General features: G+C 39.6%; 20 protein-coding genes and 2 pseudogenes. 10 read left to right on the top strand and 12 right to left on the bottom strand.

The genetic code is table 11. The annotated features are described in order from the left end of the window. Nucleotides 1–80: 80 nt before the first annotated feature. The gene (locus tag AC0L4E_RS03730; protein WP_473678072.1) at nucleotides 81–707 is read right to left on the bottom strand and encodes a DsbA family protein; all 627 of its coding nucleotides are present in this window, start codon (nucleotides 705–707) and stop codon (nucleotides 81–83) included. Between the two features lie 267 nt (nucleotides 708–974). Here AC0L4E_RS03730 and ppiC point away from each other — a divergent pair, with 267 nt between their 5' ends. From ppiC to AC0L4E_RS03710, 4 genes are all read left to right on the top strand, one after another. Beyond that, complete coding sequence (ppiC, locus tag AC0L4E_RS03725; protein WP_473678071.1) at nucleotides 975–1,253, top strand: peptidylprolyl isomerase PpiC; 279 nt, start codon at nucleotides 975–977, stop codon at nucleotides 1,251–1,253. A 103-nt stretch (nucleotides 1,254–1,356) separates the two neighbouring features. Next, on the top strand, nucleotides 1,357–2,004 hold the full coding sequence (locus AC0L4E_RS03720; protein WP_473678070.1) for a sulfotransferase family protein: 648 nt from the start codon (nucleotides 1,357–1,359) through the stop codon (nucleotides 2,002–2,004). Nucleotides 2,005–2,163: 159 nt separating this feature from the next. Further along, nucleotides 2,164–2,931: a YccT family protein gene (locus AC0L4E_RS03715; RefSeq protein ID WP_473678069.1), complete on the top strand. Its 768-nt coding sequence runs from the start codon at nucleotides 2,164–2,166 to the stop codon at nucleotides 2,929–2,931. 365 nt (nucleotides 2,932–3,296) lie between these two features. Continuing rightward, complete coding sequence (locus AC0L4E_RS03710) at nucleotides 3,297–5,672, top strand: penicillin acylase family protein (protein WP_473678068.1); 2,376 nt, start codon at nucleotides 3,297–3,299, stop codon at nucleotides 5,670–5,672. Between the two features lie 186 nt (nucleotides 5,673–5,858). Here the strand turns inward: AC0L4E_RS03710 and AC0L4E_RS03705 are convergent, their stop codons facing one another. Next, nucleotides 5,859–6,833: a TDT family transporter gene (locus AC0L4E_RS03705; RefSeq protein ID WP_473678067.1), complete on the bottom strand. Its 975-nt coding sequence runs from the start codon at nucleotides 6,831–6,833 to the stop codon at nucleotides 5,859–5,861. Between the two features lie 228 nt (nucleotides 6,834–7,061). On the opposite strand from AC0L4E_RS03705, the gene AC0L4E_RS03700 reads away from it, so the two are divergent. Then, entirely contained in the window at nucleotides 7,062–7,958 is an 897-nt protein-coding gene (locus AC0L4E_RS03700) for a LysR substrate-binding domain-containing protein (protein WP_473678066.1), read from the top strand. A gap of 76 nt (nucleotides 7,959–8,034) precedes the next feature. Here AC0L4E_RS03700 and AC0L4E_RS03695 read toward each other — a convergent pair whose 3' ends face one another. Together AC0L4E_RS03695 and AC0L4E_RS03690 are read right to left on the bottom strand one after the other, a co-directional pair. Then, nucleotides 8,035–8,541, bottom strand: a complete 507-nt coding sequence (locus tag AC0L4E_RS03695; protein ID WP_473678065.1) for a GNAT family N-acetyltransferase — start codon at nucleotides 8,539–8,541, stop codon at nucleotides 8,035–8,037. A 124-nt stretch (nucleotides 8,542–8,665) separates the two neighbouring features. Then, nucleotides 8,666–9,232 (bottom strand): TetR/AcrR family transcriptional regulator, encoded by a 567-nt coding sequence (locus AC0L4E_RS03690; protein WP_473678064.1) that lies wholly within the window; start codon nucleotides 9,230–9,232, stop codon nucleotides 8,666–8,668. A gap of 238 nt (nucleotides 9,233–9,470) precedes the next feature. Between AC0L4E_RS03690 and AC0L4E_RS03685 the strand changes: the two genes are divergently transcribed. Further along, entirely contained in the window at nucleotides 9,471–9,911 is a 441-nt protein-coding gene (locus AC0L4E_RS03685) for a thiol-disulfide oxidoreductase DCC family protein (RefSeq protein ID WP_473681494.1), read from the top strand. Nucleotides 9,912–9,972: 61 nt separating this feature from the next. On the opposite strand, the gene AC0L4E_RS03680 is transcribed toward AC0L4E_RS03685, so the two are convergent. The 3 genes from AC0L4E_RS03680 to AC0L4E_RS03670 all read right to left on the bottom strand — a co-directional run bounded on the left by AC0L4E_RS03680 (nucleotide 9,973) and on the right by AC0L4E_RS03670 (nucleotide 13,015). After that, nucleotides 9,973–10,344, bottom strand: a complete 372-nt coding sequence (locus tag AC0L4E_RS03680; RefSeq protein ID WP_473678063.1) for a hypothetical protein — start codon at nucleotides 10,342–10,344, stop codon at nucleotides 9,973–9,975. Nucleotides 10,345–10,545: 201 nt separating this feature from the next. Next, nucleotides 10,546–11,595: a porin gene (locus tag AC0L4E_RS03675; RefSeq protein ID WP_473678062.1), complete on the bottom strand. Its 1,050-nt coding sequence runs from the start codon at nucleotides 11,593–11,595 to the stop codon at nucleotides 10,546–10,548. 76 nt (nucleotides 11,596–11,671) lie between these two features. Continuing rightward, nucleotides 11,672–13,015, bottom strand: a complete 1,344-nt coding sequence (locus tag AC0L4E_RS03670) for an FMN-binding protein (RefSeq protein WP_473678061.1) — start codon at nucleotides 13,013–13,015, stop codon at nucleotides 11,672–11,674. 188 nt (nucleotides 13,016–13,203) lie between these two features. Here AC0L4E_RS03670 and AC0L4E_RS03665 point away from each other — a divergent pair, with 188 nt between their 5' ends. Continuing rightward, nucleotides 13,204–14,388, top strand: a complete 1,185-nt coding sequence (locus AC0L4E_RS03665; RefSeq protein WP_473678060.1) for an FAD:protein FMN transferase — start codon at nucleotides 13,204–13,206, stop codon at nucleotides 14,386–14,388. A gap of 128 nt (nucleotides 14,389–14,516) precedes the next feature. Here the strand turns inward: AC0L4E_RS03665 and AC0L4E_RS03660 are convergent. Next, a pseudogene (locus AC0L4E_RS03660) lies at nucleotides 14,517–14,750 on the bottom strand (hypothetical protein). Between the two features lie 284 nt (nucleotides 14,751–15,034). Here AC0L4E_RS03660 and AC0L4E_RS03655 point away from each other — a divergent pair. Together AC0L4E_RS03655 and AC0L4E_RS03650 are read left to right on the top strand one after the other, a co-directional pair. Next, on the top strand, nucleotides 15,035–16,762 hold the full coding sequence (locus AC0L4E_RS03655) for a sensor histidine kinase (RefSeq protein WP_473678059.1): 1,728 nt from the start codon (nucleotides 15,035–15,037) through the stop codon (nucleotides 16,760–16,762). Then, nucleotides 16,755–17,360: a response regulator transcription factor gene (locus AC0L4E_RS03650; RefSeq protein WP_473678058.1), complete on the top strand. Its 606-nt coding sequence runs from the start codon at nucleotides 16,755–16,757 to the stop codon at nucleotides 17,358–17,360. Before AC0L4E_RS03655 ends, AC0L4E_RS03650 begins: the two co-directional genes overlap by 8 nt. A gap of 11 nt (nucleotides 17,361–17,371) precedes the next feature. Here the strand turns inward: AC0L4E_RS03650 and AC0L4E_RS03645 are convergent, their stop codons facing one another. From AC0L4E_RS03645 to AC0L4E_RS03635, 3 genes and pseudogenes are all read right to left on the bottom strand, one after another. Beyond that, a complete protein-coding gene (locus tag AC0L4E_RS03645) occupies nucleotides 17,372–18,139 on the bottom strand; it encodes an alpha/beta fold hydrolase (RefSeq protein WP_473678057.1) in 768 nt (255 codons plus the stop codon). A 54-nt stretch (nucleotides 18,140–18,193) separates the two neighbouring features. After that, a pseudogene (locus tag AC0L4E_RS03640) lies at nucleotides 18,194–19,212 on the bottom strand (M14 family zinc carboxypeptidase). Nucleotides 19,213–19,405: 193 nt separating this feature from the next. After that, the gene (locus AC0L4E_RS03635; protein ID WP_473678056.1) at nucleotides 19,406–19,846 is read right to left on the bottom strand and encodes a PACE efflux transporter; all 441 of its coding nucleotides are present in this window, start codon (nucleotides 19,844–19,846) and stop codon (nucleotides 19,406–19,408) included. A 142-nt stretch (nucleotides 19,847–19,988) separates the two neighbouring features. On the opposite strand from AC0L4E_RS03635, the gene AC0L4E_RS03630 reads away from it, so the two are divergent. Continuing rightward, complete coding sequence (locus tag AC0L4E_RS03630) at nucleotides 19,989–20,903, top strand: LysR family transcriptional regulator (protein WP_473678055.1); 915 nt, start codon at nucleotides 19,989–19,991, stop codon at nucleotides 20,901–20,903. Nucleotides 20,904–20,953: 50 nt separating this feature from the next. On the opposite strand, the gene AC0L4E_RS03625 is transcribed toward AC0L4E_RS03630, so the two are convergent. Further along, nucleotides 20,954–21,853, bottom strand: coding sequence for a LysR family transcriptional regulator (locus AC0L4E_RS03625; RefSeq protein WP_473678054.1), 900 nt, complete (start codon nucleotides 21,851–21,853; stop codon nucleotides 20,954–20,956). Between the last annotated feature and the right edge of the window lie 70 nt (nucleotides 21,854–21,923).

Genomic DNA, 21,923 nt, shown 5'->3' with positions numbered 1-21,923 from the left:
AGAGAATAAAAAACCAGTTGATCGCTCAGCTGGTTTTTTTGTATCTGTTTTTTACGCTATAACATCTGCGATAAACAAAACTAACCTAAAGCGCTAACCACGGCATCGAAACTCGTTTGCGGATTTACGTAATCAAGGGGAATACCTAACGCTTCACCATTAACTTCAAGCACAAGTGAAGGAAACCCTCGAATAGGCAGTTGATGTACACCCTCTAATTCTGACATCAAACCCTGATTAACTTCTTCAGATAATAGCCGTTCAGTAAACACCGCTTGATCAATACCAATACTGACCGCTGCATTAATCAGTGTATCACTATCAGATGGGTTCTTAGCTTGTAAGTAGTAAGCTTGCTGAATCGCTAAAATCATCGCTTGTTCAAGCCCATGTTCACGGGCAATTAAACAGGCACGACACGCTGGATATGTTGAGCGCCTCGGCTGGCAGTCTTGCCAAAAATCATAGTTAAACTCAGTGCCCAGCTGCGCCGCAATTTTATGCCATGTTTGCGACAAAAATTGTTGCATGTCTTTTGGCATAGCGACATCAGAATCTGGCGCCAAACCACCGAGACGATACTCGATGGTTAACTCAGGCAATTGCGCAGTTAATTGCTGCTGTAAAGCAAGCCAAGTGGGTCTATAACCCCAACACCAGCTACACATAGGATCGTAAACATAAATTAGCCGTGCGGAATCAGTCATTATTTACTCTCTTTAAAATCTTATTTTTATTATTGTTTTCAATTTTGTTTTAACAGCATACTCGTAAGAAGACGTCTCTAAAACTTACTCTTATCGATTTAAATGCCTTGAGTCATCTTATCGCATTTTACAAAATTAGTGCCTACAGATTCAGATTTATAACACTTAATTTTGCCATCACTCAATCGCACTCAGATATGGCTAGCTATAGCTTGCTGATAGGGAACCACGTTATAATTAACCTCAACATTATTGGAGAGTAACAACATGGCCAGAACTGCCGCTGCATTGCACATTTTAGTCAAACACAGACAACAAGCTGAAGATTTAATTAAACAACTTGAGAAAGGTGCAAAATTTGACGTTCTCGCTAAAAAACACTCTTCATGCCCATCAGGTAAAAATGGTGGCAACCTAGGCGAATTCAAAAAAGGCCAAATGGTGCCGCAGTTTGATAAAGTCTGTTTTACTGGTGAACTTATCACCCCACATCTTGTAAAAACTAAATTCGGTTGGCATGTCATTAAAGTCTTATACCGTACCTAATTTTTCTATTGTGCTTAATCTAAGCACATAAACTATGCACATAAACTAAGTACTTAGTTTAAACCTAACCACTCACATCACTTTAAGGCTATATCCTGCTTCTATGAATAAAGTTTTTATTATTGGCTTGCCGCGTACTGGCACTACTAGTGTCAGTGTTGCACTGCTTGAGCATGGATTCAAAGTGGCGCATATCGGGTTAACTAAACGTGCTTTTGAAGTGGCAGATGTGGTGTCTGATGTGCCCTGTTTTTGCGATTACCCGCAATTAGACAAGATATTTCCTGACGCTAAATTTGTTTATATTGACCGCCCTGTCGAGTCTTGGATTAGCTCAATACAAATGCTACTAACAAAAATGGCACCCAATCTTGCTGACAAAACAGGTACCTTTCATCCAATCCTCAAACGTTGTTTTAAGCAGACATTTGGTGACTTAACTGCTGATGACTTATTGGATGAGGCTCGTTTAAGGCAATGTTACTTCAGCCACCAACAAGCTGTACTAAGTTACTTTGCTGGCAGAGATGATTTACTTACGATTAAGCTAAATGAACCCAATAGCTTGCAAAGCTTATTGCAGTTTATCGGTGTAAGTGACGATAAGATTAATCAGCATGGAGCACAGGATTTTCCTGTACTTAATGTTGGAACTCATGTGGCGAGTTGGGGCGAATATAAACACCCTAATAAGGTGAATACCAATTTAGCAGGTCCTGAACATCGCAAGTTTTTTGACTATAAAACTTAGGTTTAACTTAGGTTTATAGTCTTAAAAACCAGTAGATTAATCATTTGTCATTATGTAACTCCCGCAAGCTTTGCTATAACTTAAGCTGACTCAAGTTAATTTTAGCCATCACAGCCGCAGCTATGCGCCATCGCTGCAAACAGCCCAAACGAGATAACAATGAATTCAACATTCTTTAATACACGATTTCTAACTTCTATTTTGAATAAAAAGCCTCTTTCTATCGGGCTGTTATTTTTATTCCTCACGCCAATGTCATATGCTGCTGGTGTACTAGAGTTGCCCAACACTGTTGATGTAAAAATGTTTAACGGCAAGGTTTATGACGGTGATGACGATATCACGCTGACAGAAGGCGTTAACCAAATCGTATTTCGATATGTGGTGAATTACCGCGATAGCGGTATGCAAACTCAATTTAACTCTAACGCAGTAGTACTAACATTCGATGCTAAAAATGATCAATACGAACTTGAATTACCCAGTATTCGCAATAAAAATGCTGCCAATAAATTCAATAATAAACCGACCATGGCGTTAACCGATAGCCAAGATAAAGCAGTGACTTTTAAAAGTGATGTATTGGTTAAAGAAGGCTTACAAATAGGCCGAGACTATCCTGAAGAAATGGCCGTTTATAACCAAAACCAACTGGTTGCTTCTGTGACAGCGTTTGCACCTGTTGTAAAAACGGCGCCTGTAATAAGTGCACCTGTAGCAACTGCGCCTGTAACGGCAGCAGCACCGACAGCTCAAGCGGCAACTCAAGCACCAGCTCTAGAAACTGTACCCCAAGTAGCTCCAGTTGCTGTAAAACCTAAAACTATCGAGGAAGATCAAGCTGAAATCAGCGAAATGCTCGATTACTGGTATAACAAAGCAAATCAAGACACCAAAGCAAAGTTTAAGGCTAAGATTAATCAATAGCCCTGCTTTGCCTTAACCCAACACTAAGTCAGAAGTATTGGTGTTGGGTAAAACCCTCTTTGGTAATAGGACTTCCATATACACTCAATCATTCTAACTGCCTAATTCTAACTGCTCATTGCGACTAATGACCACATGTTGATGCCTACCCTCATGTATCTTTACTCATGTCTCTGTACTCACGTATCGGTACTCTTGTGACAGCACTCTTGTACCAGCTTCAAGGTTACCGCTTTCTAATCAATAATTGAGTGTACTAACTAATTCATTCTGCATTACTTTTATCTGTATTATTCAAAAAACAGCTTTTAACATTTCAGTAACCTTGGTTATGATAGACAGGTCATTTTCTAGGGTAACTCAACATGTCTGTCAGCCTTACCAAGGTTTTACAATCTAAACTCACCAAGTACACGCTTGCCACCATACTTTTGTTTTCATCGGCACTCATATTGGCGGTGTACTGTGTTTTACGACTCAGCATGCCTAATTTGTCTGATAACTTAACCACTAATGGTATTACATCGCCCGTGACAATTGAGCGCGATACCCTAGGCACCGCCATTATTACCGCCAGTAATCGCATCGATGCCTCCTACGCCATGGGTTATGCCCATGGCCAAGATAGATTTTTCCAAATGGATTTACTGCGCCGAAACTCAGCCGGTGAATTGTCTGAAATTTTTGGTAAAGCTGCATTAGAGTTAGATAAAAGCCGGCGTTTTCATCAACTTCGTAAACGTGCTCAGAGTATTTTTGAGCAACTACCACAGCAAGATAAGGCTTCTTTAAGCGCATACGCTAAGGGCGTAAACCAAGCTTTAGCCGATCAAACTGTATTGTCATTTGAATACCTGCTGACAAACTCATCACCGCGAGAGTGGCATGAAACCGATAGTTTATTAGTAATTTACAGCATGTACTTAGACTTACAGGGCAATACCATAAAACGTGATATGGCATTAACCCAATTGCAGCAAGCTTTTGGCAATGACATGGTCGACTTCTTAATCCAACCAAGTCACCACCAAGCTGCTTTAGACGACAGTCAAATCCCCTTATATCAAGGTGGGGTCCCTGAACTGGAAGAGCAAATTTTAATTAGCGCTCTAACTCAAGATATTGAAGAACCGGTTGAAGTTGGCAGTAATAACTGGGCGATCACGGGCAAGTTAACCGAGTCTGGCCGAGCCATGTTATCTGATGATATGCACTTATCATTTGCTGTGCCTATTATTTGGTATCGGGCTCAGCTGAATTATCCAAGTGCTTTACAAAAAGGCGCAATGCAGCAAATCACTGGCGTATCATTACCCGGTGCTCCAGCCATTGTTGTTGGCTCTAACGGTAAGCTCGCTTGGGGTTTTACCAACAGCTATATCGATACTGCTGATTGGATAGAAATTAGCTCTGACACTGAAATAGAGTTGGAATACGAACCTATCGACTTACCCGAAGACCAAATTAACTATACGGTCCAAGTCTCAAAATATGGCCCAGTAAAAACCGTTGCAGGAATTAACTACGCTTTATCATGGGTAGGTCATACAGATTACGCCGTCAACATGGCGCTATTATCATTAGAAACTGCCGACAGCGTAGAGCAAGCAGCAGCGCTTGCCACTCAAATCGGTATTCCAGCACAAAATATGTTGCTAGCAGACAATAAAGGTAATGCGGGGTGGAAAATCGCTGGTGCAGTGCCATCACGTAATAACCCATCAGATACAGCTCAATCAACGACTGGTTATCAAATGGCTGATTGGCAGCAACAGCAAGCCGTCATGCCTGAAATGATAAACCCAGATAACCAACGAATTTGGACTGCTAACTCGAGAGTGCTATCTACTGAAGAACAGTTACGGTTTGGAGACGGTGGTTATGCCCTTGGCGCAAGAGCCGCACAAATTCGTGACAGATTAATGGCAAAAGACAGTTTTAATGAAGATGACTTTTACCAATTGCAGCTTGATAACGAAGCGCGTTTTTTAATCCCTTGGCAGCAATACTTGCTTGAAGTATTAAGTGAACAGCCAGTAAAGTTCGCAGAAGATATTAAACTAATTGCTAACTGGGGAAACTGTGCCTGTGCAGGCTCTGTGGGTTACACCTTAGTCAGACATTTCAGAACCGCTTTAATAGACCAAACCTTTGCACCAATCGAAACTGAACTTAAGCAGCGAGACAGCAGTTTATCGGTAGTAAAACGTTATTTAGAAACTCCAATGTGGCAGTTACTTAAACAAAAGCCAGATAGTTGGTTACCTAAAGAACATGCTGACTGGCAAGCATTTTCAATCGCAGCGTATCAAACTTCGACCCAAAGCTTACTTGAGCAATACAGCCCAAAAGGCAAGCTTGCTGATTTACGCTGGGGGAAAGTTAATCAGCTAAAAATCCAACATCCGTTTTCAAAACAGCTGCCACAATTAAGTCGCTGGTTAGATATGCCAATAACCGAAGGATTTGGTGATAGCTTTATGCCTGCAGTGCAAGGTAAATCCTTTGGTGCATCGCAGCGCTTTATTGTTCAGCCAGGGGCAGAACAGGACGCCATTATGTCGATACCTGGCGGACAATCGGGTCATCCGCTATCACCTTATTACCGTAATGGTTTTGAACAGTACGTAAAACAGCAACACACGCCGTTATTACCTACTGAAATTGAACATACTTTAGTGATAAAACCGCTAACAGATAATCAAGTGAAGCTAACCCACACTGAAATGAAAGCACCCTAAATATAAGCACCTTAAACATAAGCGCCATTAGCGATAACACCTTAAGCTAGACAAATGAAAACTATCATTAAGCAACGAACAAGCCGCTCGTTGCTTAATGTCTTTAATCGCAGTCAAACGGAAAACTATTGAGCCAATACCAACTTAAACACTAACTTTTAAACACTTATTCTGTAACGTTTATCATTAAACGCTTAGATTCTGACTATTACTTTGATTCTGCAGATAAAAGTTTAAGTATCTTATGGCAACATAGCTCACAACAACCGTTGCAACAGCCAATTCTATTCCTGCCAGTAAGCGCACCTGTTGAATATACTCATCAGCCATACCAATGCTTTCCATCCAAGTCACCATTTTAAATAACGCAGTGGCACCAATCACCATCGGAAAAGTAAAGGCAGCATAGCCGGGGCTAAACGGTAATCTGAGTAGCTTAAAAAATGCCAAATAAATAATCGTTGTCATTAACACAGCAATGCCAAACAGTAAGGCAATAATTACAGGTGAAGGCTCAGCAGTCACAGTTAAGTACCCCGCAAGCGATAAGCTAGCTGGCGCGGCTAGAATTGCTAATGTCGGTTTAGCTGCATCAGGGACTTCATGAGTGAACATCAATCGATAAATCATCATAGGCAGCATAATCGCATAGGTAAACATGCCAAACACCAATGCCATATGGGCTAAAAAGGCTAACTGCGGATTACCAGAGAACGACACATCAGCAACGATTATCCCAACAGGCGGCACAAACCAACTTGGCACCATATGATGCAGTTCAAAAACTTTAGCGCGGTGATATAAAAAACTCACTAAAAATACGATATGAAGCCCTAACCCCATTAGCCATAAAATATCCCCTGCAAATGGCGAAAAATGTCCGAGTGAGCTGGATACCACCATAATTGCCATCGCAAATGTTGGCACGACACTGCCCACAACCGGATGTGCTAAATCCTCTTTCAAGGTGTGGCTGTGAAACAAAAATTTAAACGCTAGCACCAGTAACAAAACACTCGCAATCAAAGCACTGATCCATTGACCTAAGCCATTTAAATTGGCTAGATTCTCCCAACACCAACCCAAACTTGCGATGCCTAAAGCAAGCCCAGCCATTGGTGTTGGTGCGGTGAGTAGTTTAAGTTTTGCTGACTGGATCATAGTGGCCTCAAGGTAATTACAGTTCATCGTAAACTTAAAAATCACTGCAAAGATCTAAATTGAAAAACTGATTAAAAATGAATTAAGTTGATCTTACCTTTGCTATTCGTTTATATATATCCAATAATTTAAAACTTTCGTTCAATTATTATGAACGAAAGTTATCGATAACGTTCATTCCAATTTTGTTATTCACACGCTCTCTTTAAACAGGGAAAGGTTACTAAAATGACGCCTCATATCTCCTTCAAACAACTCAAGGTATTCAGTGCAATAACCCAATTTAGAACCCTTACAGTCGCCGCAGATAAGCTATTTCTATCAAAAGCCGCGGTAAGCATGGCGTTAGCAGAACTTGAGAAACAGCTAGGGCATCAATTATTTGATCGGGTAAATAACCGCTTAATCCTCAATCAAGAGGGGCAAAAGTTGCTGCCGCTTGCAGATGAGTTGATTAATCGTTTATCCCATATCAATAGCGTATTTAACGACAATCAAGAACTAACGGGACAACTACGGATAGGCAGTAGCGATACAATAGGCAATCATTTAACACCGAATATTCTCAGCGCTTTTCGAAAGCAATATCATCATGCATTCCAAAGCTTGTTCGTATCTAACTCAGCCCACATCTGCCAAAAGTTGTTAGATTTCGAGCTAGACATTGCCTTAATTGAAGGCGCGCATCATCACCCAGATATTATCGCCATCCCTTTCAGTCATGACCAAATGTGTGTCATTAGCGCTCCCTCTCACCCACTAGCAAGCAAAAGTACTATTGAACTTAGCGAGTTAGAACAAAGCCAATGGGTGCTTCGAGAACAAGGCTCAGGCTCAAGAGACTGCTTTATGCAAAACTTAGCGCCTCATATTGAACATTGGCACCAAAGCGTTGAGCTAAACACTACAGAAGCACTAATCAACTCTGTGGCTGCTGGGCTCGGATTTGGCTGCTTATCCAATATTGCAGCAAAGTATGCACTAGAGAGTCAGCGAGTGAGTAAACTGAATGTGGCCGTTGATATGCCAAGAGAGTTTTGGATATTAATCCACAAAGATAAGTATCAAAGTCCTTTATTAAAGACCTTTATGGAGTTTTGTGTGGATTGGGGAAAGAATAAATAGTGGAATACGTAGTTGTTCTTTTACTTTAAAACAATAGCAAATCACAAAAAAATGGAGCGCTTATGCGCTCCAAATCTTAAACCTGCTCACTAGGGTGTGCCCACATTTTAGGGTCGGCATACACTCCTTTGATACTGGAGGTCGATTTACCTACACCATCGAGCGCACCTGCCGTTAACTCTCTTGCAAACCAACACTCTAAAGGTGCATTGGTTTTCACTGGTGGCAATACCTGATGAGGTGTACTGTACCTATTACCATAGTGAGATGGATCACCCATAACAAAGATGACATCTGCATCCAGTTGCTTTTCAGCTTGTTCCATTAGCCTTGTGGCGTATCGCTTCCCTTGGTATTCAGGTAGCACAGCTATTGGGGCCAAAATGTAGCACTTAAGCTTAGGTGCAGCATCAATAGTAATAGGAGTGTAGCAAGCGTGCGCCGCACCTTCATACATAATTGAAAAGCTACCTTCTTCTATGAGGGCTTCTGCAAAACTTGCGTATAATTTTGCATGATGTTCAGTGTATAAACCACCTGCAGCTCCGAAAGCTGCATATTGTATTTCATAAGGTGTTTTCATTAGAAAATGTCCTTGTTGTATGTTCTTCATCTAAGAAGTTCGCAGCCTGAATGGTCAAATTGAAATAAGTAAGTAATCAATCATACAGACGGCGTATTTAACGTATTGCTCTGACGACGAATTTTTATAAGCCAATTAATAACAAGTACTTGTTAATAAAACGCTCTTTAATATCATCTAGAGGGTATGTGTGTTCAGAGAATAAATAATTAAGCGCTATTCCATCTATTTCAGCGATTAGCATATGACTATCAACGACACTGTTTGCCTGAGGTATATCGCACAAAATAGACTCAAAAGAGTTCATCATTAACTGGTACCTCTCTTCCAGCAAGTCTTGCAAAATAATCCGCATAGATGGTTGGCACTTAACTTGATAATCAAATTGGTAATACAGCTTCTGCTCTTTAGTCGTCATTGACATAAAAATATGCTCAATAAGATTAACTAGTCTTTCTTTAGGCGAGGCTTCTTTACTCAACGAATAAGCAGCATTCCCAACTTGGCTAATTATCTCGGCCATACGAACAAACACTTCTCTTAGTAATTCATCCTTATTTTTAAAATGATGAAAAACCAAGCCTTTTGAGACTTTGGCATGTTCGCAAATTTGTGCGATTGACGTTTTCTCATAGCCTTGTTTAGCAAACAGCTCAATCGCTGCTTGTATAGCTTGTTGCTTTTTATCCATATCAATTACCTGAAACCAAAACAAACCGACCGGTTGGTATGTTTTTTTTGAAATTGTATAGAAGATAAGCATCGATCGCAAGACTAATTAAAAAATAACAAGATAATCAGTAATACCAATTGCGGATGTGTGCAGTGCATAAGGTCCAAACCTGCCAAGGTTTTGGCTCGAGAAGTGACTTTAAAACGCCGATATAAAACTTAAAAACGTAATTACACAGATATGATAATATTTATGCATTAGCAATAAATTTTGCTACAAGAGTCATAAGGAATCGCTTATCTCAAAGCACATTATTATCTTCGATGGTGTATGTAACCTTTGCAATGGCGCAGTTAACTTCATCATTAAACGTGACCACAAAGATGTATTTGTATTTACGCCGATGCAGAGTAAGACTGCTCAAAAACTAATTACCAAGCATCAGCTAGAATATGTCAGTTTTGATTCGTTTATTTTGATAAAAAGTGATGAATATTTACTGCGAAGTGATGCAGCTTTAGAGATAACCAAAGACCTATCAAGCCTCTGGCATTTATGTAGAATTTTTAAAATACTCCCCGCTGGGTTCAGGGATTACTTTTATCGAATAATAGCTAAAAACCGCTATCGCCTTTTTGGTAAAAAGGATTCTTGTATGCTCCCAGCACCCGCAGTTAAGAATAAATTTTTAGACTAACTGATTCAACTAACCTCTTAACTGACGACTTAGACGTTTCCCTACATAGCATCGAAATAGACTACTGGCCTTCAACGGCCTTGACCGTTACACGCTCTTGATTTGATAGACGAATTTGAATGCCATCAACTGTGGTTATGCGTTGGGCTTCGATGTCTTTTTTACGCACTTTATAACTCACAGACATAGCGTCAACAGGTGAGGAAATTGTCACTTCAACCACAGTATTATCGTCATACCATGTCCAGCCCCAAAAGCCTGCAGAAGCGAGCATAGACACTGCGATCATCGCGTACATAACAGCGCGGCTAAAAAATGGCGAGCTTTCAACAGCAAGCGCTTCTCTGCGACTTACTTTACTGCCTCTTCCACTACGTAAATACGTAAAAGCACCCACTATTACTAATAGTGTGACTAAAATTTGTGTCAGCACGTTATCATCCACCTATTGTTAATTCACCATAATTATACTGTGTTTTGATTAATTTAACGTTATCTAGCACACAGCAATATAATGAATTTATAAGGCGGTTAAAGAAGAGTCAAAATGTAAATGCACACATCCTTATGTGCAAGAGAGTGAAACCAGTGGGGAGTGATGAATATATTACTGCTTAACCTGAATTCAGGTTATTTAAAAATCATAACGCAAGCCAACACTGACAATTCTGTCATCAAAATCAGAATAATGTTCTACATCAAATTCACCGATTTCTGTATGAACACGAGTCGATTTTGAAATGCGATATTCAGCGCCTACAGCCCATTGGCTTACCTCTGGCACTATAACAGCCGCTTCACCTAATGAGTCATATACTCGGCCAGCAATCTTACCCGTACCAGAATCATCAGTACCGTATTGCGCTTTAAGCGTTAGCTTATCAATTTTATATTTAGCACTGATAATAAAACCCGCACCATCACGCTGTTCCCAGTTAACTTTATTTGGATTAACTAATTCAGATGTTTGGTAAATCGACCCCAACATTAAATTATCAATTTTGTATTGCACAACACCACGGAAGCCTTTGATATCTTCAACACCATCGGTATATGCAGCTGCTAGATACAAGTTACTACTTTTGAAATGCTTGTCACCATAAGTCACTACAGCTTGGTAATTACCATTATCACGACGAATATCGCCTTCTTCATAGTAATTATCCTCCATGATGTAACTCGCACCAAACTGCAGGTTATTCCATTTTGCAGTTCTATATAGAAGTGAATCGCCCCAACGCTTATCGCCAGCAAATAGACGGTCATGCTTCATTGAATACATGTCCATAGCATCTGCTGTACCTTTGGCCATTTTAAATACAGGATCAATACGGCCTGCTGAAAGTTGACCAAATGATGAATGCTTAATTCCTAGAAATGTTGGTCTAGAAGAAAAAGGGTTGCTGCCTTTATCTTGAGAACCGCCATTAACGCCCACTTCAATTTGATAAAAAACACTAAAATCTTGAGTAAGCGCAGTACTGCCCTTTACCCCTAAACGACTCCAGTTATTTTCTAAAACTGTGCCACTTTTACCGTTATGAGTGGCGCTACCACTGTCTGAGTTAGTGATTGAATAGTCAATACGACCATATACATCTAAACTATCAGTGAAACTTTCTGCTGCCATAACAGGCGAACTAAGAACACCCATTGCTACTGCTGTTAATACACACTTTTTCATCTTGCATCTCTCTTCATCGATTTTGAAAAGACATGACGATCCTGACCATTGATTGTAGAACCGTCATCTCAATAAATTACGGTTTTTTGTGTTCTACAATCACGTCATCAGCACGCATTTGTTTGTATAGAATGTCAGCTTGACTTAGATATATATCCCAAGAATTAGAACGCTTAGTAAAGCCAGTTGAAGCATAACTTCCTGAGTCGCCCGTTGCAGGTAGGTCATTGATATCAAATAACGAACCGCCTTGTTGTAAATGTGCATTCAATCCATCTATCATCACGTTAAAGCCAATACGCGCAGGCTCTACATAATTAATTGAATCGTATTTAGATTGGCGGTAAAACTTCTTCATTGATGCAGCTTTAATTTGCTCTTTTTCATCTGCAAAGATTTCATCAAAGTGGCCTTTAACAATTTGCTTAGTATTGGTATCTACCACTAAACGAAGCATTGCTGTTACGCCAGTCCATTGACCTTTTTCATCCAACAGTTTTTCAGAATGTTGATAGAACTTGTAATGGCTACTTTCCGCTTGAATTTGGTCATAAAGCTTAGCTGTAAGCGGGATCATAGATTGCTGAATACTGTTAGATGCACCTGCAACAATATCAATACCTTGATACTTTAAACGGTTAGGCTGCTTAAGTTTATTAGCGAGTTTAGGGTCATAATCTGGGTTTAATTCGAAGGTTAACTTGTCTTGCTCAACCATCATTTTTTCCATGGTCAATGCAGACTGAACCCAAGCAGTCCCTTTTTTCTTACCCATTGAGAAGTTGTACTCAGACATACGCTTTGGTACATCTTGGTACATGCGGGTGTAATAGTTAGGACGACCGCTCTCCTGAAACTCAGCAAGAATGACATCATTCTTATCAGCTGAACTGGTTACAATGGTCATGCTACCCATATGGCCTTGACGGAAACGCGCTTCTTCGTAGTAATAATCACCACTGATTAAGCCCAATTTAGGCTGAATCGACCACTTAAGTTTAAAGTCATCGTTAGCTGACTCATCTTTAGAACCTACAGAAACATATTCAGGCGTCGAACCATCAGCTCTAGGAAGCTTATTGATCGCTTCAAGGATACCGTTTGATGAGTAAGTTGCACCTGAAACAGCATCAATACCTTCATGGCCATTGTTTGCAACAACCTTTGTCAGTAAGCGCTCAGCATTTAAGAAAAGAGATTCAGTTTCGTTATGAGATTTGGTTGTTATATCAGCAATATTGCCATTCTTAACATGTACTTCTAGAACGATTTGACTCTTTTTGCCCTTAGCTTGTACATCATGGACACCATCAACATATTTACCTTGAGGCGTTGATGTTGCACAGCCTAACGTCATTAATGAAGCAAGACTGATTGCGCTATATATAAAACTTTTCTTAAAACTTTTGCTATTTATCATTTCTAATGCCTTCAACATTTATTTAATGACATACAGCATATTCTTATAAAATTTTCCGACAATTGCGGAAAACCGCAGGTTTAATCAATAAAATTTAGAGTTATGATCAAGTTAACAGTTTTTAAGTAACAACCCCCCTGTTTATTTCCCCTATCAATAGAAATAAGCATCAAGTATCGGTAAATAAGATGAATATATTTAAATTAGTATTATTAAGTGGATTACTCACTAGCAATATTTGTTATTCAACTGAAGCTTCACAAGTTTTAAATGAAGCCATGTCTATTACCGACAAATTAACTGCTAAATATTCAGAAGAAATACGTAATGAATTTTATCAGTGTGACAGCAATGCCATGGTCACTGTTGCTGGTAATCTAGCAACACTGCATACGGTTAAGTATTTTGGTACAACAATTAGTATTGACGTATTCAATCTTCCACAGGGAACTGAAAAGCAAGTTCTGTGTAATGCATTAAATGTTATTCAAGAGTATCACTACTTAGCATCTAACTATTCAACCTACCCTCATGTCACAAATATTAAGACAATTAACAATACACCAGATGAAGTACACCATATCGACCCGCAACTATCTCAATTGATTGGTTCTAGTATTGAGTGGCACGAAAAAAGCCAAGGTTATTTTAATATTGCCCTTTCTCCCGTCATCGATTTATGGCGTAAAAAGCGCTTTGAATGCGATAAAAATCAGGGGAAGGATTGTTCTACTCCAACTAAAACCGAATTAGACAATGCCTCACAGTTTACTGATATTGAACAAATAAAATTTAATCCAGAACAAAACACGATAATAATTAAGCCAGGTATGAGCCTTGATTTAGGCGGTATAGCTAAAGGCTGGATGACAGAAAAAGTATTTACCCAACTAAGGCTAGATGGCGCAAGTCAATTTATGATTAATGCGGGGGGAAATATTAGACATTTAGGCTTACACCCTGAAAACCGTCAATTTGTAACCGCCATAGAAGACCCTCTATGTAAAAAATCACAATACCAATTGCCACAATGTGCTTCTTTTGAAGGTCAGTACCATGAGCTAATTACCGGACAAAACATCACTGTGGTTTCCAGTGGTAACTACTTGCGTTATTTTGAAGCTAACGGAAAGCAGTACCATCACTTGATTGACCCTAAAACTAATTATCCAAAACCTGAAGGGATAGCAACCACGGTTGTTTTAAAAGACAATCAAATATTTGCTGATGTATTATCGACAACATTATTTTTAATGCCATTAGAAGAAGCTATAGAGTATGTCAATAATAATAGTTTTATTGAAGCAGTTTGGTATTTAGATGAAAAAGGAAATAAAATAAAGTCAGACAACTTTAATAGTGTTAGTAAATAATACCTAAAATGAATAACAGAACCCCTTAAAATAATAATTGTAATTATACTGCACATATGAAAATTGAATACTATTGCGGAAAACCGCAATAGTATTCATTATGTTTATTAGATCACTTTACTCTATAATTAAAATATTATTTTTTGTACTCTAGGGCCTGTTGATCTTTCAAGGTTATTTTTGCAGCGAGTTGTTGGCCATTTATACAAGGCAGAGACTTTGTGGTGTAGTTATTCTACATAAAAAGTCGATAACGCAGTAAAAATCGCCAACAAACGCTGCCCAAAGGGTTCGACTAAAAGCGTTTTACTCTTTGTTGGATGAATCTTTGTGAATAAAGAGGTGCTTAGATGACTAGGCATCAATCCATCCGCCTCAATTAAAACGCTTTTATTTCGAACAAAACTTGACCAGCAAAGATCAACAGACCCTACTACATAATAGAATGATTCAATTTAATTGGGTGATGAATGATTAAATCTCTTTATGCTACTTTAGCTATGCTGATGAGCCTTTTAGCTTTCAGCGCCTTCGCGTCAGCACAAAGCACTAATGACAGCTCAGCTTCCACAATTGCGACATCATCACCGGCTTCTACCTTAGAGACACAAAAAAAGAGACACCAAAAAAAATAATTAGGATTGGTGTGCTTAACTTTAATTCTCGAAATACTGTTTTAAATCGCTGGCAGCCCACACTTGATTATGTTGCAACTCAAACAAGCCTAAATCTTGTATTAGTCCCCTTAACACCCAATGAAATGGTACAACAAGTTGCGAATGAGCAATTAGATTTCATTATTAGTAATGCCCTCATCACTGTCGCATTCAAAAAAGACTACGGAGTCAGTAATTTATTAAGCTTGTTACCGCAGAATAGTGACTATCCAGAGCATGCTATTGGATCCAGTTTAATTACCCGTAAAGACAGTGATATTAAGAAAATACAAGACATCACCACAATGAGGGTCATATCTACAGATCTTAATGCTTTTGGTGGTTTTCAGATTATGGCGGGCCAATTAATAGAACTAGGTATCAACCCACTGGAAGATATTGAACAGTTAAGATTTGTTGGTTTTCCGCAACAAAAGCTATTGCAATACATCGTCGATAATCAAGCAGATATCGCCATTTTACCAAGTTGTGTATTAGAGTCTGCGATAGAAGATAATCCTCAACTTGCAAATCAGTTACAGGTGGTTTTCCCCCGAAACTATTCAGACTACCATTGCCAAGTATCAAGTGAGTTATACCCTTTTTATACTTTTTCAAAAGTGGGTAAAACCGACCATGAAACTGCCAAAATCATTGCTCAATCCTTATTGAGTATAAAAAGCTCAGATGAGGCAGCTTCTGCTGGTAAATACCAATACTGGACCGTTCCAGTGAAAGACAGCCATGTATTTGAATTATTGAAAAAACTGAAGCAATGGCCATTCGTCACCAACTGGACTCGATTGCTGCAAGATGCAACTCCCTGGGCGATTGCCATTTTCATCGGACTATTTATAGGTTACTTACACCACTTGCGAGTGAAGCAATTAGTCGTTAAGAGAACTCAAGCGCTACACGATGAAATGCTAGAGCATAAAGCGACACAAAAAGCATTATTTGAACAACAACAACAATTTTATCGTGCTCAAAGAGTATTGCTGACAGGTGAAATGGCTTCTGGGATTGCCCATGAACTAAATCAACCATTGGCAGGGATCCGCTACTTAACTCAAGGATGTATTTACCGACTTGATGAGCAACAAACTGAGCTTCACACAGCATTGAACAAAACAATTGAACAAGTTGACAGGGCGCAAAGCACCATCAAAAAATTTAGGCAATTCTGTCATCAACCTAGCGTGTACCAGCAATGCTCTTTATCAGAACTCATTAGCGATACGCTAAATTTAATGAAACCAGATTTTAATAGATTGAAACTACGGCCTAAGCTATCGCTAGATAACGTTAGCATTAATGCCGATGCTTCTCTTTTACAGCAAGTCTTAGTTAACTTAATTCGTAACGCTTTAGATGCCATGGAAAATAGTCACACACCCCAGTTGCTTATCAATGTCACAGAAGTGAACGAGCAGGCTCAACTGATTATCATGGATAATGGTATTGGACTCAGCGAAGCTAAGTTGGAGCGATTGTTTTTTCCATTCGAAACATCAAAACCCCATGGCCTAGGGTTAGGCATGGTCGTATGTAAAAGAATCTGCGAAGAGCACGGCGGTAAAATTAAAGCTGTGAATAATATCGATGTTGCTGAATCAGCACATGATTATGGTATTAATGTGACTCAACATGCGATGCTATATTCAACAGGACTTACAATCATCATCAATATACCAATCCAAAGGCAGAATCATGTTTAATTTATTTCTTGTCGATGACGATCAAGACGTACTCGACTCGCTCAGTTGGATGCTCGATGGCTTAGGAATTAAAACCCGCTGCTTTTCCTCTGCTGAATCATTTTTAGAGCAAGTCGAATTAACCCAAGCAGGTATTGTTATCTTGGATATTCAAATGCCAGGAAAAGATGGCATTGAACTACTACATGATATCAAGCAATCTCAAAGTCCATTGAGTGTCATCATGTTAAGTGGTCATGGCACCATATCAATGGCTGTTCAGGCCATCCAACAAGGTGCGATAGACTTCATCGAAAAGCCTGTGGACGGCGACAAATTACTACAGCTTTTAAAACGCGCACAAAACGAAACTGAAACAGCATATAGTCACTTAAATCAACAAAGTGATATCAATCAAAGATTAGCCAGTCTCACTCCCCGTGAACACGAAGTTTTACTTAAAGTTCTAGAAGGAAAGCTAAATAAAGTGATTGCAGCTGAACTTAATATTGCCCAGCGCACCATTGAATTGCACCGTCAAAAAGTCATGCAAAAAATGCAGGTACATAATATTGCAGAACTAGCATTTATTATCGCTAAGTCAGAATCAATTCAATAAGTTAAATAGCGCTACTTTGAGGCTTCACTCATAATTGCATCTTCAATGAGTTGCTGTATTTGCTCGGATTGATCCAGCGTTGCATCATGACCACAGTGTCCAACTCGAAATAATTGCGTCTGATAAAACTTTGCTAGTGCCTCACTGCATTGCGGGTTAGCCAGTTTATCTTCATTAGCGCAAATCACACTTACGGGAGTCGTTTGTGTTGATGAGCAATGATAACGAGCCGCCGCTAGAATTTGCCTTGCACCATTGATGATGGAAGTATGCTTTTCATCTCGCATCTTGCCCCAATCACGAATAACGGTTTCATCATGCCCTTTAGTCATTGTGGTATAGCTTAAAACACTGGATTCAACCAAGCTTAAATTGGCTGCTTTATGTCGCTGCCAAATAGCGTTAAGTAAGGGCTTAAGTTGAAAGCGTTGATACCAAGGTGAAAGGTTACCTGCACTCGAATTAATAAGCACCACATGCTGTACTTGATGCTGTCTTTGACGAGCCATCTCAATGGCAATCATGCCCCCCATCGACACACCTATAATCACTAATTGGCTATCATAGTGTGGGTTTTCGGCTAGTTCAGTATCAATTTGGTTCCAAATATCTTGGCAGTAATTACCTATGGTTAACGGGCTAGTTTGTCCCAATAATACCCCATTGCCGCTAGCATCAGGTGTAATCACATCTATGCCCGCTTGGCGTAATTGCTCATCAAAACCATACCAATGACGTTTATCTCGCATTAACCCACGTAATAATACCCAAGTTGCCATGACATACCTCTTTGGTTTGCTGTTATGTAAACTGCGAAATACAAGCGATTAGGTTTATCGCTTTCGCGCCCAATGCCGCTCGGCATCCACTTGTAAACGGCCTAATTGTTCAGTGTCGATGCTTTCTAAAACATTAGCATAAGCCGCTTCAATCAAGAACTGCATTAATACCACATGACGCCTTAAGATACGGTGATGCCGATGGGTTTTCTGCGGATTAAAATATCCAGAAAAGTTAAATATTTGCCGTGGATTTTTTTCACCCAAGCCCAAGAGCCCATTTCTAAGGTCAGTGGAATAAACGGTGTATCACTTGGATTGGTCTTAGCTAGATAATCCCAAATATCACCGTGGGTTTGATAGTAATGACTTTGAGGCGCCAATTTATAATGACCATGATGGGGGTAACCGCGATCAAATAACTGCTTTAAATGATAAATATAGCCCATTCCTTCAAACGGCTTTTTAGTGTGAGCATAGGGAAACCAAATATGATCTAACAAGCCAAACCCTGAGTGGGCATCTAAGGCTATGACGCTGGTACTGGTTCGTTGTAACTCATGGACATAATCCACCAGCACCTTAGTCTCAGCTTCCATGCCGTTTTTGCCACGATACCAAGGCAGTTTATTTGTTAATCGATGACCGCCCACTAAAAAAGTCACTTTTTCTTCAGCATCAATGGGCGCATTACGCATTAAGTCGACAAAATTGCCATTACTGCGAGAGCCTTGTAAAAAGCCAACAGGGTTAGCTACAGGAACAAATGCCAAGCGCACTTCTTTTAACAAGGCTTGTAAATGTTTATCCCAAGGTAAGCGATTAAGTAAACTGCCTAAAAATGACAATACGACTTGAGCGCCAATACGCTCAACACCATGTACCCCGCCAACAAATAACACTGTGGGGCAAGGCTTGTCTTGCTGGCCTAATTCAATTGCAGTGACAGATAATGATTCACCACGGTAATGTAAATCAAGCAAGGATTTGTGCCGAAATTTGCTTTGATGCTGGGCAATCAACCGTTTAAGCGTATCAATTTCAAAACTGTGTTCGAATGAAAACTTTGCCATTTACCTCGCCTACTCACTGTAAAAGATATTAAAAAGCGCAGAGCGAACTCCTCCAAGCTTATTAAACTAATAAGTAAATAAGACAAGCTTATGACAAGGTTTAGCTACAAAAAAGCAACCCTCAGTTAGTGACTAATGGGTTGCTAAATTGAAAGCTAATTTATGACTCTTAAGTCACTTTTGTCGTAAACGACTATGACATTTGTGTAGTTAACTTAGCTTGGCGCTTAAGCATGATATGCGCGCGAATATGATCGTAAGCATAGTTATAAACATAAGCATAAATGGTAATAAATACCGTCACACTGATATCTAACCAAAATGCTTCGACAAGCGAAATATTAAGAATGAAGGCCATCACTGGAATAGTGAGAAGCAATAAGCCACTTTCAAACAAGGTAATGTACAACACTCGCTGCTTTACCGTTCTTTGTTCACGGGGAGCATCATAAAACTTGTCGAAAATAATATTAAAAACAAAATTCCAGCCCATCGCAATTGTAGCAATTACTATCATGGTCCCTGAAAGGTATACCAATTCATAATCGGTAAACATCAATAAACCAATGACCGAGCCGACAATGGCCAAAAATTCAAATAACACTGCATGAAACGTACGCTCTAGGGTAGACATTACAACCTCAACTAACTTAATAAGCACTAACAACGGGATTAATTCGAACGAGATTATGACAACTAGAAATCGCTAATTAAAGTTAACAGCTATCACACTTCGTGATACCTTGATTTCAATAGAGCAAAACAACAAGGTTGCTATGTATAGTTTTGAACAACTGAAAATATTTATCACAGTCTGTGAAACGGGTTCTTTCTCTGCAGCGGCCAGAAAACTCAAGCGGGCTCAATCAGGTATAAGCCAAGCGATCTCCAATTTAGAAATCAGCATTAATCAAACCTTGTTTGATCGCAGCGGTAATACGCCAACCCTCACCAATGAAGGTGAAGCATTATTGCCCGTAGTAAAAGCAATCATGCTGCAACAGCTGCATTTTGAGCAAAAGATAGCCTCATTAGAATTACAACATGAACATGAACTGGTTATCGCAATCGAAGAGAGCCTGAGCAGTCCTGCATTATTGGCTCATTTGGCAATACTTGCAGACGAATTCCCTATCACCAATATTGAAATTATTGCTGAGTCCACCTTGGACATAGGCAAGCTCGTAGAAGATGGCAGCGCGCATATTGGCATTGTATATGCTGACGGTAAAATCCATCATCAAGTTGATTTTACTACTATTGGTTATACTCGATTTATCACAGTAGCGGCGCCAAACCATCCTCTTTCTAGTCAATCAAAAATTAAAGATATCGACCTACGTCATCACCGCCAAGTGGTGTTAAGGGCAACCGAAGGTCAAGAGCTCTGGTTCAGTTACGGAATTAGCTCTCAGCATTGGTATGCCAATAATCACACCATCATCAATGAATTAACTCAGCAAGGAGTGGGCTGGTCTATTTTGCCTGAAGAAATGGTACAGCCAGCGATTGCTGCAGGAAAGCTCATCAAGCTCGATATTGATTACGAACCTAACGGTTGGATCAATACCCTTGATTGTCTCTCAAGCCGCCGACATGTTTTAGGTCCAGTTTATAAGCGCGCTATTGCCTTGCTTAAAGAGTATATGAATCAGCAAAACCTTCATAACAGCTTTCATATTGAGCATTAAGGTTAAGGGATTGCAAACGCACTCGCGAGAATAATGATATAAGCTTATAGTTACGGTAAAGGATTATCTCTAAAATAATTTTTTGCCATTTCTACGAAACTGCTAACACGATTAGAAAGTTGATAACGGTGAGGATAAACTGCTGAAATAGACAATTCCTTAATACTATATTCTGGCATTAATTCAATCAAATCGCCTTGCTTCACATACTGATTAACAGAATAGCTGGGGGCTTGAATAATGCCCTGCCCATTAGCTGCAGCTTCATTTAATAATCGACCATTATTAGAAGTCCATGCCCATGGCAGCTTGATAGTTTGGCGCTGCCCTTGGTATTCGAATAACCATTGCTCCTTTCTTATATTATGCGCAAAAAACATCAATCGATGCTCCGCTAAATCAGCAATAGTAGTAGGAGTCCCATTTATAGCAAAGTATTCAGGACTAGCCCATAAGCTGAGTTTTGAGCTTGCCACTGATTGCGCTATATGGCTCGCACTTGGCAATACAGGCGCAACCCTAAAAGCCAAATCGACATTGGAATCAAATAAATCAATGGGGTTATTACTCAGGTTTATATCCAACAAAACTTGCGGATATGCTTGGCGGTATTTGGCAATTAATGGCGCAAAATATTGCGAGCCAAGCTCTAAGGTCGTTGATACTGAAAGCATACCTGATGGTGTATCACTTAAATGACTCATCTGATTTTCGACTAAGGTCAATTTTTTAAGCAGCGGCTTTATATGTGCACGATATTGCTCACCTGCCGGCGTTAAGAATACTCTTCGAGTATTGCGTTTTAGCAGTAGGCAGCCTAACTGCTGCTCTAATTGCTTTACATAACGACTCACCATAGTCGTTGAAATTCCCATCTCATTTGCAGCGGCAGAAAAGCTTTGTAAATCTGCCACCAAACAAAAGGACCTCATCGCTTCAAATTTATTCATATTCTTGAACCTAAGCGTATTATCAACTTTTAGTTAACAGACTATAAATCATAGGTAAGTATATACGTAG

This window comes from Shewanella sp. GJ50-10, from assembly GCF_055808815.1.
This window is presented reverse-complemented; position numbering and strand designations above follow the sequence as displayed.

What these genes read in the sequence shown, in the direction of transcription:
- AC0L4E_RS03730 (WP_473678072.1), bottom strand. Translation starts at nt 707, where the DNA reads ATGACTGATTCCGCACGGCTAATTTATGTTTACGATCCTATGTGTAGC.
- ppiC (WP_473678071.1), top strand. Translation starts at nt 975, where the DNA reads ATGGCCAGAACTGCCGCTGCATTGCACATTTTAGTCAAACACAGACAA.
- AC0L4E_RS03720 (WP_473678070.1), top strand. Translation starts at nt 1,357, where the DNA reads ATGAATAAAGTTTTTATTATTGGCTTGCCGCGTACTGGCACTACTAGT.
- AC0L4E_RS03715 (WP_473678069.1), top strand. Translation starts at nt 2,164, where the DNA reads ATGAATTCAACATTCTTTAATACACGATTTCTAACTTCTATTTTGAAT.
- AC0L4E_RS03710 (WP_473678068.1), top strand. Translation starts at nt 3,297, where the DNA reads ATGTCTGTCAGCCTTACCAAGGTTTTACAATCTAAACTCACCAAGTAC.
- AC0L4E_RS03705 (WP_473678067.1), bottom strand. Translation starts at nt 6,833, where the DNA reads ATGATCCAGTCAGCAAAACTTAAACTACTCACCGCACCAACACCAATG.
- AC0L4E_RS03700 (WP_473678066.1), top strand. Translation starts at nt 7,062, where the DNA reads ATGACGCCTCATATCTCCTTCAAACAACTCAAGGTATTCAGTGCAATA.
- AC0L4E_RS03695 (WP_473678065.1), bottom strand. Translation starts at nt 8,541, where the DNA reads ATGAAAACACCTTATGAAATACAATATGCAGCTTTCGGAGCTGCAGGT.
- AC0L4E_RS03690 (WP_473678064.1), bottom strand. Translation starts at nt 9,232, where the DNA reads ATGGATAAAAAGCAACAAGCTATACAAGCAGCGATTGAGCTGTTTGCT.
- AC0L4E_RS03675 (WP_473678062.1), bottom strand. Translation starts at nt 11,595, where the DNA reads ATGAAAAAGTGTGTATTAACAGCAGTAGCAATGGGTGTTCTTAGTTCG.
- AC0L4E_RS03670 (WP_473678061.1), bottom strand. Translation starts at nt 13,015, where the DNA reads ATGATAAATAGCAAAAGTTTTAAGAAAAGTTTTATATATAGCGCAATC.
- AC0L4E_RS03665 (WP_473678060.1), top strand. Translation starts at nt 13,204, where the DNA reads ATGAATATATTTAAATTAGTATTATTAAGTGGATTACTCACTAGCAAT.
- AC0L4E_RS03650 (WP_473678058.1), top strand. Translation starts at nt 16,755, where the DNA reads ATGTTTAATTTATTTCTTGTCGATGACGATCAAGACGTACTCGACTCG.
- AC0L4E_RS03645 (WP_473678057.1), bottom strand. Translation starts at nt 18,139, where the DNA reads ATGGCAACTTGGGTATTATTACGTGGGTTAATGCGAGATAAACGTCAT.
- AC0L4E_RS03635 (WP_473678056.1), bottom strand. Translation starts at nt 19,846, where the DNA reads ATGTCTACCCTAGAGCGTACGTTTCATGCAGTGTTATTTGAATTTTTG.
- AC0L4E_RS03630 (WP_473678055.1), top strand. Translation starts at nt 19,989, where the DNA reads ATGTATAGTTTTGAACAACTGAAAATATTTATCACAGTCTGTGAAACG.
- AC0L4E_RS03625 (WP_473678054.1), bottom strand. Translation starts at nt 21,853, where the DNA reads ATGAATAAATTTGAAGCGATGAGGTCCTTTTGTTTGGTGGCAGATTTA.